The 14,460-nt window shown below is 42.3% G+C and carries 13 protein-coding genes; 2 read left to right on the top strand and 11 right to left on the bottom strand.

Annotation, left to right across the window (positions count from 1 at the left end; genetic code table 11):
* Nucleotides 1–122: 122 nt before the first annotated feature.
* The 3 genes from TY16_RS08180 to TY16_RS08170 form a co-directional block, all read right to left on the bottom strand.
* Nucleotides 123–740: a YczE/YyaS/YitT family protein gene (locus TY16_RS08180; protein WP_043931362.1), complete on the bottom strand. Its 618-nt coding sequence runs from the start codon at nucleotides 738–740 to the stop codon at nucleotides 123–125.
* A 544-nt stretch (nucleotides 741–1,284) separates the two neighbouring features.
* Nucleotides 1,285–2,340, bottom strand: coding sequence for a calcium/proton exchanger (cax, locus tag TY16_RS08175; RefSeq protein WP_043931361.1), 1,056 nt, complete (start codon nucleotides 2,338–2,340; stop codon nucleotides 1,285–1,287).
* Between the two features lie 87 nt (nucleotides 2,341–2,427).
* Entirely contained in the window at nucleotides 2,428–2,814 is a 387-nt protein-coding gene (locus TY16_RS08170) for an OsmC family protein (RefSeq protein ID WP_043931359.1), read from the bottom strand.
* Nucleotides 2,815–3,138: 324 nt separating this feature from the next.
* Here TY16_RS08170 and TY16_RS08165 point away from each other — a divergent pair, with 324 nt between their 5' ends.
* Both TY16_RS08165 and TY16_RS08160 read left to right on the top strand, forming a co-directional pair.
* A complete protein-coding gene (locus tag TY16_RS08165) occupies nucleotides 3,139–4,308 on the top strand; it encodes an MFS transporter (RefSeq protein ID WP_231505583.1) in 1,170 nt (389 codons plus the stop codon).
* Between the two features lie 202 nt (nucleotides 4,309–4,510).
* Nucleotides 4,511–6,415 (top strand): heavy metal translocating P-type ATPase, encoded by a 1,905-nt coding sequence (locus TY16_RS08160; RefSeq protein WP_043931357.1) that lies wholly within the window; start codon nucleotides 4,511–4,513, stop codon nucleotides 6,413–6,415.
* Between the two features lie 33 nt (nucleotides 6,416–6,448).
* Here the strand turns inward: TY16_RS08160 and TY16_RS08155 are convergent, their stop codons facing one another.
* The 8 genes from TY16_RS08155 to TY16_RS08120 all read right to left on the bottom strand — a co-directional run bounded on the left by TY16_RS08155 (nucleotide 6,449) and on the right by TY16_RS08120 (nucleotide 14,337).
* Entirely contained in the window at nucleotides 6,449–7,147 is a 699-nt protein-coding gene (locus TY16_RS08155; RefSeq protein WP_043931356.1) for a hypothetical protein, read from the bottom strand.
* A gap of 175 nt (nucleotides 7,148–7,322) precedes the next feature.
* The gene (locus TY16_RS08150) at nucleotides 7,323–7,931 is read right to left on the bottom strand and encodes a glycerol-3-phosphate responsive antiterminator (protein WP_331281055.1); all 609 of its coding nucleotides are present in this window, start codon (nucleotides 7,929–7,931) and stop codon (nucleotides 7,323–7,325) included.
* Complete coding sequence (locus TY16_RS08145; protein ID WP_043934598.1) at nucleotides 7,910–8,155, bottom strand: HPr family phosphocarrier protein; 246 nt, start codon at nucleotides 8,153–8,155, stop codon at nucleotides 7,910–7,912. Before TY16_RS08145 ends, TY16_RS08150 begins: the two co-directional genes overlap by 22 nt.
* A gap of 22 nt (nucleotides 8,156–8,177) precedes the next feature.
* Nucleotides 8,178–8,573: a dihydroxyacetone kinase phosphoryl donor subunit DhaM gene (gene dhaM, locus TY16_RS08140; protein ID WP_043931354.1), complete on the bottom strand. Its 396-nt coding sequence runs from the start codon at nucleotides 8,571–8,573 to the stop codon at nucleotides 8,178–8,180.
* A complete protein-coding gene (gene dhaL, locus TY16_RS08135) occupies nucleotides 8,570–9,196 on the bottom strand; it encodes a dihydroxyacetone kinase subunit DhaL (protein ID WP_043931353.1) in 627 nt (208 codons plus the stop codon). The genes dhaM and dhaL overlap by 4 nt, the downstream gene beginning before the upstream one ends.
* 56 nt (nucleotides 9,197–9,252) lie before the next feature.
* On the bottom strand, nucleotides 9,253–10,248 hold the full coding sequence (gene dhaK / locus TY16_RS08130) for a dihydroxyacetone kinase subunit DhaK (protein ID WP_043931352.1): 996 nt from the start codon (nucleotides 10,246–10,248) through the stop codon (nucleotides 9,253–9,255).
* A gap of 201 nt (nucleotides 10,249–10,449) precedes the next feature.
* Entirely contained in the window at nucleotides 10,450–12,519 is a 2,070-nt protein-coding gene (locus tag TY16_RS08125; protein WP_043931350.1) for a sigma 54-interacting transcriptional regulator, read from the bottom strand.
* Nucleotides 12,520–12,684: 165 nt separating this feature from the next.
* Nucleotides 12,685–14,337 carry a glycerol-3-phosphate dehydrogenase/oxidase gene (locus TY16_RS08120; RefSeq protein WP_043931349.1) on the bottom strand — a complete coding sequence of 551 codons (1,653 nt, stop codon included), beginning with the start codon at nucleotides 14,335–14,337 and terminating at the stop codon, nucleotides 12,685–12,687.
* Nucleotides 14,338–14,460 lie beyond the last annotated feature (123 nt).

The following is a 14,460-nucleotide window of genomic DNA, read 5'->3' as shown; positions in this document are numbered from 1 at the left end:
AAAGAACTCCTTTCACAAAGTGCATTTGTTTGCCTTTAGTGTTTTCGGAGTTCGGTGATATTATCCAATTGAGCGGCCCTTTTTTGGACCTATAATTTTACCAATAGTTTTTTCTAATTTGTTCAAGCGCTGCTAGCCATCAGTTTGAAAAAGATACGCTCAAATATAGGATAGAAAAGGTCAATGATCGGGCCAATCGCAAACGTGACGATCAAAGTTCCAATCCCAATCGGGCCGCCTACAAGCAAGGCAAGCATTAAAGCCAATAGTTCCGTGGCTGTTTTAGCGATTGTGATACTGATATTAAATCGGTTTTTGATGCCCATCATGAAATTATCGATAGGAAGCAACGGAAATTTTGCCTGCAAATATATGGCCGCACCAATACTAATAATGACCAACCCTGCAAGGAATCCAATCATTTTCACCGTTAATTTCTCAGGTGTCCATTCATCCAGAACAAATAGCAGCCAGACATCAATCATCGGGCCAACTGAGAACAGCAGAACAAAAGCAAGCAGCTCCGGCTTCTTTTGATGTAAAAACGCATTGACAACCATTAAAATAGCAGCAACAATCATTACCCAATTTCCTACAGTAAGCCCGAATGTCTCCGATAACCCGACATTCAGCGCATCCCATGCCCCCGCGCCAACATCTGCAACAATTGTCAGGGAAACTCCAAAGGTCAGGATTATAAGGCCAATAATGAAAAATGATATCCTGTAGAAAAATGCCATAATTTACCCCTCAAAAATAATTATCAGAATGTTTACAAAAATTAAATAACAATGTATACTTACCTTATCTAATCAAAAGGAGGGCTGAATCAAATCGCTCTAAATACACATATGAAGGAGGCGGGAATCACTAATTTATGTTGACTGATATTGATTTTACCATATTAAGCATAAAGGTTGGTGATTGTTCCCAAATAAAAGCGACTTGATTAATACAAAAACAATGACCTCAAAAAAATACTTAGCAAAAAAATGACTCCTGGCTATTTTCAAAGGCCTGGAGTCATTTTTGTGTAAGAGACCACTTTCAACCCGATAGCAGAGCAGATGACCAGAGCCAGACAGACAATTTTTCGCCAGTCCTTTGATTCCCCTTATACGAGAACTCCCCACAAAAAGCCCGGGAGAACTTATTGACAGTTTCCCCCGGGCTTTTTATCCCTCCTAATTCTATCCTGCGGGCTCTTCTCTAGGACCAGGCCAACACTTGTTTGCGGGACTCTAAAAGATCTAAATTATTTTATTTTACACATCTGGAAACTGACTATAGGAGGAAAAATCCAATACCCATAATGACATAAGCAGCAAGCAATGTTAAACCTTCAAACCAATTCGATTCGCCATCATTGGAGATGATGATCATCAGCAGAACTGAGGATACCATTGCAACCAGCTCCGGCAGTGTAAATACGAGTGGCATTGTTTCAGCAAAAAACAGGGATATAAGGACAAGTACAGGTGCAACGAACATCGCAATCTGTAAGGTTGAGCCTATCGCAATTTCCACAGCAATATCCATTTTGTTTTTATAGGCAAAAATGATTGCTGATGCATGCTCGGCCGCATTACCGACAATGGCAACAATGATGACCCCAATGAACAGTTCGGTCCAGCCGAATGAATGGGCGACCTCCTCGAAGGTATGGACAAGATTTTCTGACACATAAGCAACTGCAATAGTTGCAAGCGCGAGGACAAGCATTGCTTTACCTTTGCTCCATTCCGGTTCTTCGTGGCTATGTTCCCCGTTATTTTCACTCTGATAAACCCCGCGGTGAGTAACAAGCTTGAAAAATAGTGCCGCAAGATAAAGTGCAATTAAGATAATAGAAATTCCGATACTTAATGAAATTGTTTTACTTTCACTCATTCCCATTGAAAAAACTTCAGGAATAACAAACGCAACTACAACCGCAAACATAAGCAGCCCTGAGTTGTGGCGTGCATCATGGACGTTGAAAACCTGGCGCTTGAACTTAACTCCACCAATGAAAAAAGACAATCCAGCGACAAGCAGCAGGTTCCCTAGTACCGAACCGGTAAGTGATGCAAGCACAACACCTGTCAGGCCAGCCTTTAATGCGAAAATTGAAATGATCAGCTCGACCGCGTTCCCAAAGGTTGCGTTCAATAGGCCGCCAATCCTCGGACCCGCAATAACGGCAAGACTCTCAGTCGCGCGCCCCATATAGCTGGCGAGTGCTACGATTGTTAAGCAGTAAATGACAAATAATAGCGTACTTGGCCAGTGCATCAGGCTTCCAATTACAGACAGCGGAACGCCGACAAAGGTAAGAACCATAAAAATTTTATTAGCCACAATAGTTCCCTCACAATCTCTATCTAAATTTCTTCCACATAACTTTACCCGCGTTTTTGTCATTTATTCCCGTTATTCGAGGTGGATTTAAGACGATATTAATTCGAAGGTTTCCTTGATTGAGATACTGCCGGCGACTGACTGAGCCATCGGGCAGTTTTTTGCAGCGACATCAACCGCCTTTTGTATTTGGATTTCGTCAAGCTGCCGTCCCCTAATAATATAATGGATGTGAATACGTTCAATTTTGCCGGTCCCGCCATCTGCTCGGTCAACCTCAGCTTGGATTTTTATATCCTCAATATCAATGCGTTTCTTTGTTAAAATTTTTCTCAGTACTCCACCGCTGCAGACCGCAATTGAGGCAACCATCAATTGGTATGGCCTGTGCCCGGCACCGTCCTTGCCAGAGACATCAAGGCGTCCATAAGGCAAATCCCCATAAAAGCCTTCTTCCTTCATAAAGAACTCCACTTTTCCACCCGCTTCCTCTTTTGGTTTTTTTATCGTATAGAGAATACCGTAATTATTAATTTTAGAAAAGATTATTTTGTATGTTGATTTTCATTCTTCAAAGGAGATTTCGAGATTCAGGCAAAGCAGTGCCAAAATGGTATGATTAGAAACTTCCTATGTGACGTTTAAACAGACTGCAATCGCCAAAAGGTAACATAGAGCCTTCCTATGTAACGTTTCATCAGACAGTGATTCCTCCATATACTATCTTCCCGCTTGCAAAACTACCCTCCAAAAGATACCATCAACATGAAATCTTTCAGCAATCGGGGTCTTAACATTATGAAAAAAACACCTGGCGCACATCTTTGGATTCTGGTTAGTACGGTAGGCATTTCTGGACTTTCGCAGGGGATGCTGCTCCCACTTGTGGCAATTATTTTAGAAAGAGACGGCTTTTCGTCCTTATCAAACGGTATCAATGCAATGGCTTTATATATTGCCATCCTGCTAGCATCACCGTTTATGGAAGCACCGCTTAGAAGGTTCGGATATAAACCTGTCATGCTTGCCGGGGGGCTTAGCGTGGCAGTTGCACTTGCGCTGTTCCCCGCCTGGAAAAGCTTCTGGTTCTGGTTTTTCCTGAGGTTCTTAATTGGAATTGGCGACCACTTTCTTCACTTTAGTGCCCAAACCTGGATTACTGCGGCGTCCCCGGAGAATCGCCGCGGCCGGAATGTGTCATTGTACGGATTATTTTTCGGAATCGGCTTTGCGGCTGGACCGGTCCTGACACGGCTGGTTACAATCGACGAAGCGCTTCCGTTCATGATATCTTCGGCACTTTCGTTACTCTCCTGGCTGTTTGTGTGGCTTCTGCGAAATGATTTTCCAGATTCAGACGGAACTGTAGGCAGCTCCTACAAGAGTTCCTTCTCACGCTTCAGCAAGGTGCTGAAAATCGCCTGGGTGTCATTATTGCCTCCACTAGGATATGGTTTCCTTGAAGCTTCACTGAATGGCAACTTTCCAGTTCTGGCGCTCCGGAATGGGCTCGATGTGTCGGCTGTTTCAATTATCCTGCCAGCATTCTCGATTGGCGGTATTCTCTTTCAATTTCCGCTTGGAGTGATGAGTGACAAGTACGGACGGCGAAATGTCCTGATGGGGATCATGCTGACCGGGTTTTTCTGTTTTATCGCGGCTGGTATATTTTATGATTCAGCCATCGGCCTTTTGATAACATTCTTCCTTGCCGGAATGGCAGTCGGAACAACCTTCTCTCTCGGGATTAGTTATATGGCCGACTTGCTTCCAAGGCAGCTTCTACCGGCGGGGAACCTGATGTGCGGGATATTTTTTAGCCTCGGCAGTGTCAGCGGCCCATTTTTTGGCGGCCTCGCCATCCAATTTACTGAGGGCGGCAGTTTCTTCTATTTGATAAGTGTCCTCCTATTGATCATCTTTATAACGCTGGTTGTTTTCAAACAACCATCACCAGCAAAAGGTTAATTTTAATTTACTGTGAATATATATAGTAAGAGAATAATATTTCTTGCTTATAGCTTTTCAAAAAATAATTCCTATGATAGAATAATTCTAAATAAGAAACCAAATGCTTTATGCTGCTATTCAGTCTTGAATAGCGGCATTCGTCTTTTTATAGGCTTAATGAGGTTGAATATTATTCTCAATTAGGGAGGCGTAATCGAAAATGGAAGCACGTGTACAGGTTAATGCGAATGGGAAATCAGAACCAAGCCTTTTTGAAAAAATGGCAGTCCATGCAGAATTGATTTGCGCTGCAGTAAGCGGAATTCTGATTTTAACAGGCTGGCTGCTCGATGGATCTGCAAGTGTCGCGGCATATCTTGCAGCGTTTGTTATCGGAGGCTACTTCAAGGCTAAGGAAGGCATTGAAGAAACCATGAAAAACAAAGAATTAAATGTTGAAATGCTAATGGTATTCGCGGCAATCGGCTCGGCAATCATTGGCTACTGGGCAGAAGGAGCAATCCTGATTTTCATTTTCGCCGTTAGTGGCGCTCTTGAAACCTACACCATGAATAAAAGCCATAAGGAGATTTCGGCTTTGATGGAGCTTCAGCCTGAAGAAGCTCTCCTTGTGGCAAACGGGATAGAACGCAGAGTCCCTGTTTCCCAGCTTAAAGTCGGCGATGCAATTCTCGTCAAGCCTGGAGAACGCGTACCTGCTGATGGAATCATTCAAAAAGGTGAGTCAAGCATTGACCAAGCCGCGATTACTGGAGAATCAATTCCCGTAGAGAAAGGCCTTCGGGACGAAGTGTTTGCGGGAACAGTCAACTTATCTGGAGCAATTACAGTTGAAGTATCTAAAGCGAGTACGGATACACTTTTTTCAAAAATCATCGAGCTTGTCCAAAACGCTCAGAGTGAAAAATCTCCTTCCCAATTGTTCATAGAAAAATTTGAAGGCAGCTATGTAAAAATCGTGCTTATTGCTGTCGGGTTAATGATGATTCTGCCGCACTATCTGCTCGGCTGGGGCTGGCAGGAAACATTCTACCGGGCGATGGTCCTGCTTGTTGTCGCTTCGCCATGCGCGCTGGTCGCTTCAATTATGCCGGCAACCCTGTCGGCAATTTCCAACGGGGCACGAAACGGCATCCTTGTTAAAGGCGGCGTTCACCTTGAGAACCTGGCCAACCTAGATGCGATCGCTTTTGATAAAACTGGGACATTGACGAAGGGCAAGCCGGAAGTAACCGATTTTCTTGCAGCGGAAGGCTATTCACGGGAGGACCTTCTCTGGAAACTAGCATCGATTGAAAATCAATCCAACCATCCGCTCGCTCGGGCAATTGTTTCTTTTTCAAAAAATGAAATTTCCAAGCCTTTGGTAGAACCTGATAAAATGGAAGACCAGCCAGGCTGGGGGATACTTGCTGAATTACAAGGCGAAGTATGGAAAATTGGAAAGGCTAGTTTTATTGGCAAAGAAGCGGCGGCCGTTTTTGCAGACAATGCTGCCAGCCGGCTTGCTGCGACAGGGAACACACTTGTGTTCATTTCGATTGACGGTGTTCCAGCCGGGATGCTTGCGCTGAAGGATGTAGTCCGCGACAGGACGAAGGCTGCAATCGCTAAGCTTGAAGCTGAAGGCGTCCACACAGTCATGCTCACTGGCGACAGCGAAACGACTGCAAAAGCAATAGCCAGTGAAAGCGGCGTAGACGAGTACTTTGCCGAATGCCTTCCGGAGGAAAAGGTCGACCGCCTGAAGGGCTTGATGGGCCGTTATCAGACGGTTGCCATGGTTGGCGATGGAATTAACGACGCACCTGCGCTTGCAACGGCGAATGTTGGAATTGCGATGGGCGAAGGTACGGATGTTGCGCTTGAAACTGCTGATGTAATCCTCATGAAAAACGACTTGCCAAAGATTGCCGAAGCAATTCGTCTGTCGCGCCGTATGAACCGGATCATCAAGCAGAACATCGTTTTCTCCATTCTGGTCATTATGGTACTCATATCCTCGAACTTCCTGCAGCTCCTCGATTTGCCCTATGGCGTAATCGGGCATGAAGGAAGTACGATTTTGGTTATCTTAAATAGCCTAAGGTTGTTAAGATCATAGAAAAAGGCATTCGCCGCGCGGCGAATGCCTTTTCTATTTCATATACTTTTCCATGTCATCGGATAGGATTGATGTGTCCCAGGGCGACCAAAAATATGTTTTTCCGTCATAGGCCATACCGTACTTATGCGCGATTGGTTCGCCTGTATACAAAACGATATCATAATAAGTTGGATCGCCATTTTGTGTATTTGGCGAGAAAGAGGAGTTCGTTTCGCTTGTTAGTAAAAGCTTCATGAAGGCTGCAACTTCTTCCTTGCTTTCTATTTCATTAACCAGCGAGTTTCCTTGAGCTGTATAGGACTGATAAATTTGAATCCTATTCACCTTATCAATCGGCATATCTTTAAAATGCCACTTATACTCATCATCCTCTCCCCTTGCATAATAAACGCGATAACCGTTTATTGCCCCCTCATCTTTTACTGCAAGAAAACCTGGCAGCCCTTTAATCTCGTAGAGCGCCGTTCCTTTCTCATGAAATGCCGCGTCGCCATCTTTAATACGATAGTTTGAGTCCGATACATTGTCGGCGACCTTGAAATTCACTTCCCCGACTTTTTGGCCAATAAAGGTTTCATCTTCAAGGACGCCTTCAAGGATGCCATTGTATTCAACCCCATCCCATTTGATAAAATCCACCCAATCAATCTCCACATGTGTTTGTTGAAACGGATTAGACTGGCAGCCACCAAGCAGTACCAGTAGTAGCAGTAACAGACCTTTCTTCAACAGCATCGCCTCCAATATATAGTAGACGGGTACCGATATGGTTTCATTACAAACATGGAAAAACTTCTACGGCTATCTACTGGCACATTGTATTGGATTGTGAAAAATTGTTTAGCTTTTCTTCCATTGACAGCAGCTTTAGATGTTCCTGCTAGCTGCCATTGTTTAACCTTATTTAAGCATGAACCTGTCGTGTTTCTTCCATTGACATCCACAGTGAGACATTTGATGTCGTGACCGCTTTGGCACCTGCGTTAATAGCGTTAGCGATTTCTATTTTTGTTGATATCAGCCCTCCCGTTAAAACGGGGATAGAAGTTACCTGTCCTATTGTTTTAATATAATCGGGGATAATCCCTGGCAATATCTCCAAATAATCTGCCTCTGTCTTTTTGGCTATTGTGTAACTCTTTTCAAGAGCCTGTGAATCTAAAAGAAAAATTCTTTGGACGGTCATTAATCCACGTTTCTTTGCTTTGGAAATAACATTTGGTCTTGTAGAAATAATCCCATAAGGTTTGATTTCCTGGCAAATATATTCAACAGAATATTCATCATTTTTCAATCCCATAATCAAGTCGGTATGGAACAGGATTTTTTTATTATGTTCCTTGGCAAGTAGGGAAATAGGCTTTAAATGAGCAATATTGGTCTCTAGGTATACCCCATATTCATAACTGCTTTTTAGAAATAATTCATATTGAGACATGTTTTTCACAACTGGTATTACATATTGTCCATATAAACTCATGTTTTCTCCTCTTATAGGAAATTTACAAGCCAATTCATTGTTTCTTCCTCATCTAGCCCATTTACATTGACCCGAATGACATCTCCTTGTTTTATTACTGATGCCATCAGGCTGATTACGCTTTTAGGATTAAGTTTCTTTTCGTTTACCTTGAATTCCACGCTGCTTTGAAACTTATTCAAATTTTTAACAAGGTCTGCAGCTGGCCTTGCATGGAGTCCCTTTTCTATAGAAATTGTTATGTCTTTTACTATCATGTTTTTCACCTCGGAAATATAGCTATCTATCAACTTTTTGAAGACCCCTAGCCCCTTCCGCCGCTGCAACCACATCATCAAGGGGACTGCCCAATCCTGCCTGAATAACTGCGGCATAAGCACCTTCCACAAGTGGGGCATCTGCAATTTTAATAGCCGGATAATCTATCATCATTTCCACTGCCATTTCTGCATTTATCAAGGCACTACCCAAGTCGAACACGATGGCAACTCCCTTATCGGAATATACGGATTCGATTGCTCCCTTAATTTTAAAAACATCCGTTCCAATTTCTTCATCGCTTGTTCCGCCAGCTGTTGCGATAGATACGTTTTGTTGGATTTCAGCAAGCAGCTTATATAGGCCCTTAACAAGGTCTGCACTATGAGAGATTAATACGATACCTACGTTTTTCATGAATTTACCCCTTTACAAACCTTAGCCAATTCAGCAAAGAATAAATGGGAGGATGCTGCCCCTGGATCAATGTGGCCAACCGAACGAGGTCCCAAGTAGGACGCCCTTCCCTTTCTCGCTTCAAGATCTTTTGTTTGATTCATTTTATTGGATGTTAACTGAATTAAACTATCCCAGTCAGGACTGTTAGCCTGCCCGTTCAAAAATTCTACTGCAGGTATCCATACATCCAGCATTGTTTTATCCTTTAAAGTGGCTTTCCCCCTAATTTTTAGCCCTTCGAGGCCTTCTGATAACGCAGCTGTCAATTCTTCGAAGGATATTTCGGATTTATCCTTCAAAACTGCAGAAGCCTTTATGAAAACAGTTCCATATAAAGGCCCGGATGCCCCACCTACCTTTGTCAGGAGAACCATTCCAGCATCCTTAAATATAGAACCTATATCGGTATACTCTGACCCTTCAAGCTTTTTCGCTAATTCATTAAAGCCCCTGGCAATGTTGATTCCATGGTCCCCATCACCTATTGCCTGGTCAAGTTCAGTTAAATACATTTTTTCCTGCTGGTAAATCTGATTGAGTTGGGTTAGCCAATTTCTTGCGTCTCTGATTCCAAATGGCATAAAACCTCTCCTTTAATGATGATTTTTCAAACTTGGGGAAATGCGCCCTGATAAACTTACCTTTTAAAGGCGACTGTATCTGCTTTAGCATTCAGCAATTCAGAAAGCCTGCTATCCAGGCGTAGAAGGGTGACGGAACATCCTGCCATTTCGAGTGAAGTCATATATTCGCCAATAAATGTCTCCTCGACTTTGATTCCTTTTTCTTTTAGTATTTCGGCCACTTTATTGTAGACAATATAAAGCTCCATTAGCGGAGTCGCCCCAAGCCCATTAATCATGACCGCTACCCGGCTATTTTCATCAAGCCTCAGCTGCAACAGGGTCTTTTCAAGCAAAATCTCTGCGACTTCGTCTGCTGTTTTGATTTCACTTCTTTCAATTCCAGGCTCTCCATGAATCCCTGTCCCAATCTCCATTTCGTTTTCGCCAATTGAAAACCCTGGTTTACCTGCAGCCGGGACCGTACAAGGCGTCAAAGCCATACCCATGGAACTCAGGTTTTTGATTGCATGGTTTGCCACTTCGGCCACTTCCTCAAGTGAAGCTCCGGTTTCAGCCAGAGCACCCGCAATTTTATGGACGAAAACTGTACCCGCAATACCCCGTTTACCAATTGTGTATGTAGAGTTTTCTACTGCCGCATCATCATCAACAACAATCTTGGCCACTTCAATGCCTTCTGCTTCGGCCAACTCAGCTGCCATCTCAAAATTCATTACATCACCTGTGTAATTTTTAATTACTAGAAGAACGCCTTTTCCCCCATCTACTGCCTTGATGGCTTCGAAAATCTGGTCTGGAGTAGGAGATGTAAATACTTCACCTGCTACAGCCCCATCAAGCATCCCCTTCCCTACATATCCGCCATGAGCAGGCTCATGTCCGCTTCCTCCCCCACTAATGATTCCAACCTTTCCTTTTACAGGAGCATCCTTTCGCACAACTACATTTGTTCCAGGGACTCTTTTTAAACTTGTTTGATAAGCTGATACAAATCCAGATACCATTTCTGAAACAACACTTTCAGGATGATTAATTAACTTTTTCATTCAAAATACCCTCCTTTTACTTGTTTCGATTAATTTAAATGCAAGAAATGTGCCAAGCTTTCACTATCAGTGTAAATGGAGGTAAAAGCAAAAAATGGGTCACTCCCAGCTTTTCCTGCATTAAAAAAGCAAGAAGGCTGTGGAATAACCCAATTTTGTCTATTTTTACGGAAGGACACTTGCTAGTTTGGATAATTTTTATCAGGCCTGTGGAGTTTTTTCCAGGACGGTTGATAAATTTTCCCCATGCTGCTGATAGTTTTTACCAAGTAAATGATCCAGGTTATACTTTCTTAACTTACTAGCTGCAGTTTTATGAGTAATTCCAAGTGCTTTTGCCAATTGATTGTAGCTCGGATAAAATTGGACGGCGTATTCAAATATGTTCTTTTCATACTCCTCTAAGGGCAGGACTTTTTTGTTGAATTCAACCTGCAGAGATGATTCCCTTTCATGTGAAATATATTTCGGAAGATCCCTGCAATAAAGGGTTTCATCCTCCGTAAGTGCCACAGTCCGTTCAATTGCATTTTGTAGTTCCCTGATATTCCCAGGCCAAGTATAATTCGCAATAGCTTCCATAAAGCCCTTCTCGTAATAACTAATATTTTTTCCCATCTGCCTGTTAAACTGTTTCCTAAAATGGTCGACTAGAGATGGTATATCCCCTTTCCGCTGCCTGAGCGGTGGAAGATGGACCGGTATTACATGTAAGCGGTAGTAAAGGTCTTCCCTGAACTTCTTTTCCTTTATCATCTTATCTAGATCTTCATTTGTTGCGGCGATGATCCTGACATTAAGATTGATGGTTTCATTTCCGCCAACACGCTCTATTTCCCGGTCTTGAAGAACTCTTAACAGCTTTGCCTGGAGATTAATATCGAGCGTACCAATTTCATCGAGAAAAATTGTCCCATAATTGGCCAGTTCAAATTTGCCCTGACGAGTTCTTACTGCTCCTGTAAAAGCGCCTTTTTCATGTCCAAACAATTCGCTTTCTATGAGATCTCTAGGAATGACGGCACAGTTAACTCGAATAAAAGGATTGTTTTTCCGGTTGCTAGATTCATGTATCGCCCTTGCTACAAGTTCTTTACCGGTTCCGCTTTCACCGGTTATCAACACGGTGGAAATCGTTTTAGAAACTTTATTTGCAATTGTTAAACTATCCATTAAGGCCCCGCTGTTTCCTATGATTGTAGAAAAAGCTTCATCCAAATGGAGATGCTTTGAAAGTTCCATCTCCAAGTATTTCGTTCTTTCTTCCATTATGGAAAGCTTTTTCATTAAGGATTTCAACTCATTGCATGGGCTTAATGAGACGACAGCACCATGAAACTTATTATTTAGAGCTATTGGTTTCATTTTAATAAAGTACTTGTCGTTTTTAATCGTTATAATATCGCTATTGAGAGGAACTTTTCCGTTAGCTAAACTTCGCCAAGCTTTTTGACCAATAAGGTTTTCAAAAAACCGCCCTTCAATGGTTGAATCAAATAGTTTATCCATATGTTCATTCATATACATGCATCTTCCCTCATGATCTGTAAGAGCAATTAAATCGGTTACAGAATCAAGGACAAGATTAAGCTTTTCCTGTAGTTCTCTTTCTTGGTGAAGTTCCAAATTTATTTTCTCAAAGTCCGAAATATCCTGGAAAATAGCCACAGCCCCAATAATTTTTCCATTGAATAAAATGGGAGCACGATTAACGAGGATAATATGTTTTTTTAAATACTGCTTTTCTGCGAATTGGGTTTCCCCTGTTTCTAAAACTTCATGAAGCTTTGAATTAGGAAGCACATCACTTGCTAGTTTATTCAATAGTCTGTGTAAAGGAATTCCTAGAAGTTTAATCGCCGCTTCATTGGCAAAAGTGATCATATTATTGCTATTTACAACAATCATCCCGCTCGGAAGATGAGAGATTGCCTCTTGCATGATAATGGAATTTTCCATCAGGAGCCGATCTGCTTCTACCTCCTGCCTATCAATCACTTGAGTCTTTTCAAAAAAGCTCATGATTTCTTCTTCAAGCTGTGCAGGGATTGGGCTTTCAAATAATAAAGTTAATTCCTCTCCCTGCATTATTTTTAGGGAAACAAGAGATAAAAGATTAGTTACACCGACACGGCGGCCCTTGTATTCCACATAACTATTTTTAAGAATGGATTCGTCCTTTATCTCGGTATGCAGCATGGCAATGAAAGATGCTGCACTTCTCACATGTAAACCATTTTTTTGAAATACTTTTACGGACAGCTCGTACATTGGCATCCCCCTGTTTCCGAACCTTTTAATCAAATGAAAAACCCCCGTTATGGAGGCTTTATATGGAAGTGATTATCTAAATTTTAACATATAAAACGTTTTCACGCGCCTTATATTAAGCTTACCGATTGTCGGCTCTACTGACCCATGCAAAGGAATACCTCCTTATCCGGCCACCATCGTTGCTGCGGTAATTTCCTTTTCTAGATCTTGATCGTATTTATTTCTTTGCTCATCGTTCCAATTTAGGACCTGTGCCATATAGGCACTGGCTCCTTCCTTGGTATCCCGGACAGTATCTATATCAAAAAGCAAATCTCCTGTTCTCCTGAAATAAAAGTCTACTAGAGTGCCAACTAGTTCATATTCAATTCCGTAAATTAATTTTGCAAATATAACTAATGGAAGATTGTATTCCTTAGCCAGTTTTTTGTTGTGACTAACCAAAGAAAATACGACTGGTGCATTTGAACCATAGAAAGCTGCCAAGTGCCTGGCGTCTTCCCTACTCAATCCGGAACTAACTCCTTCCGCTTCAACAGACGAAATATAACGCTCGAAATTTTCCGCTCCGCCTACATCGCCGCCTGACATCGGCAAATGTATCGTTTGGCATGGTTTTATTGGACCGCTTCCTTCGGCCAGCAGTTTTTCAGCTACAAGGTCAACAATGGTTTCTGCCATTTTTCGGTAACCGGTTAATTTCCCACCTGCAATTGTTAGTAACCCAGATTCCGATTCCCAAATTTCATCTTTCCTCGAAATCTCGGATGGTGCCTTTCCTTCCTCATGAATAAGAGGCCTGATTCCTGCCCAGCTCGATTCAATGTCGTCCGCAGTGATGCCAACCTCTGGGAACATATAATTAATTGCTTTTATAATATAATCCCTGTCTTCCCTGACCATTTTCGGATTTGCTTTGTCTCCATCATAGAAGGTATCCGTTGTCCCAACATACGCTTTCCCGTTTCTCGGTATTGCAAAAACCATCCTTTTATCAGGAGTGTCAAAATAAACCGCCTGTTTTAGCGGAAAGCGAGATTGATCAATGACAACGTGAATCCCTTTAGAAAGGATTAAGGACTTACCCTTTTTGGACCCATCTATTTCACGGATTTTATCAACCCATGGACCGGTAGCATTAACGATTTTTTTTGCGTAAACATTGTATTCTTCGCCTGTAAACTGATCCTTTACAACAACACCGGCCACACGTCCATTCTCTGTAATTAGGTTTACAACTTTAGTATAATTTATAGCAGCTGCTCCCTTTTCCACGGCCGCCTTTATTACTTCTATGGTAAGCCTTGCATCATCGGTACGGTATTCAACATAATACCCCCCGCCTTTTAATCCTTCCTTCTTGATCAAGGGGGCTTTTTTTAAGGTTTCTTCCCTTGAAAGCATTAATCTGCGCTCATTTTTCTTAACTCCTGCCAAAAAGTCGTAAACCCTCAAGCCTATTGATGTTGTAAAACTACCGAAAGTGCCCCCTGTGTGAAATGGCAGAAGCATCCACTCAGGTGTGGTAACGTGCGGGCCATTTTCGAATACAATTGCCCTTTCCTTTCCTACCTCAGCAACAACCTTAACATCCAATTGCTTTAAATAACGGAGACCACCGTGGACTAGTTTTGTTGAACGGCTTGAAGTTCCAGCTGAAAAATCCTGCATTTCCACGAGAGCAGTTTTGATCCCCCGTGTAGTTGCATCCAATGCAATACCAGCGCCGGTAATCCCTCCTCCTATGACTAGTAAGTCAAAAGAATCACTTTTTAATTTCGAAACAAGTTCCACACGTTTTCTATTTGTAAACATACGTTTTTCCTCCTTAAACAGGAAAAGAGACCACAAAGAACATCACCTGATAATCGGTAATGCTTTGCGGTCTCTCCAGTACTCCTGCCGAATTATTAACTTATCTTAAGTATACCAATTATC

The organism is Bacillus sp. EB01 (assembly GCF_000613125.1).
Lineage (GTDB): Bacteria > Bacillota > Bacilli > Bacillales > Cytobacillaceae > Bacillus_D.
The sequence above is the reverse complement of the archived record's forward strand: the minus strand, read 5'-3'. Positions and strand labels throughout refer to the sequence as shown.